General features: G+C 59.7%; 2 protein-coding genes. Both read left to right on the top strand.

Features of this window, described 5'->3' with window-relative positions; translation table 11 throughout:
• Window positions 1–132 precede the first annotated feature (132 nt).
• Window positions 133–447, top strand: coding sequence for an IS66 family insertion sequence element accessory protein TnpA (tnpA, locus tag HIJ39_RS23120; RefSeq protein WP_169103368.1), 315 nt, complete (start codon window positions 133–135; stop codon window positions 445–447).
• Complete coding sequence (gene tnpB / locus HIJ39_RS23115; RefSeq protein WP_169103367.1) at window positions 447–806, top strand: IS66 family insertion sequence element accessory protein TnpB; 360 nt, start codon at window positions 447–449, stop codon at window positions 804–806. The genes tnpA and tnpB overlap by 1 nt, the downstream gene beginning before the upstream one ends.
• Window positions 807–1,003 lie beyond the last annotated feature (197 nt).

The following is a 1,003-nucleotide window of genomic DNA, read 5'->3' as shown; positions in this document are numbered from 1 at the left end:
TCAACAGTACCAAAGGGGGATTTTTTTCCTCAACTGTCACAGTACGCCGAAATCACATCTCTACAGGACGCTTCTCGTGGCCCCGACCGACGCCCATAATGCCCCTAGAGTCCAGGAAAGGGGTTGTTCCACATGAGTCAGAAAGAACGCGAAGAACTGCACCAGCTATGGGCGGGATTGGTGGCCGAGTTCCGGGCCAGTGGTCTGGGACAGGCCCAATGGGCTCGCCGAAACGGATACAACGTGCGGCACTTGCAGTACTGGCTCCGGAAGTTTCCGGCGACCGACGCGACCGCGTCGGAGACGGCGACATGGATGCCCGTGGCCGTGGCGTCGGATCAGGAGGCGACGCCATCCCTCGTGGTCCGGGTGGGTTCCGCCGTCATCGATGTGCTCCCGGGCTTCGATCCGGACCTGCTGCGGGCGGTGGTCCGCACGTTGGCCTGATGGACTGGGATAGCTCAGCGCGGCGCGTATACCTAGCGTGCGGCGCGACGGACATGCGAAAATCGATCGACGGGCTCGCGGCGTTGGTGCAGGTCAGTTTTCGACTGGATCCCTTTGCCCCGGCCCTGTTCGTCTTCTGCAATCGGCAGCGCAATAAGCTCAAGATTCTCCAGTGGGACCATAATGGTTTCTGGCTTTACTACCGCCGGTTGGAACGGGGCCAGTTTCGCTGGCCTCAAGGGCCACAGGATCAGGCAACCCTGGCCATTTCACCCCGTCAACTTCGCTGGCTGCTCGACGGATTGGCCCTGGACCAGCGCCACGCCCATGCGCCCGTCCGGGCGCATCGTGTGGTCTAAAAAGTGCCGAAAAACCGCATAATAGCAGGACTTTCGGGGATTGGCGGCGAACTTGTATCCTATGACGAATCGGACCCCCATGGCCCACGAATCCCCTCATCCCGCCTGTCGGTGCGACCAACTAGTAGAACCATTCCTTAATTCGTGATAATCACGGAAGGTTATGGTACGGTAAGGGAAATCCTTGGTTGGAGGTT

Source organism: Sulfobacillus harzensis, assembly GCF_012933365.1.
Classification (GTDB): Bacteria; Bacillota; Sulfobacillia; order Sulfobacillales; family Sulfobacillaceae; genus Sulfobacillus_B; species Sulfobacillus_B harzensis.
This window is presented reverse-complemented; position numbering and strand designations above follow the sequence as displayed.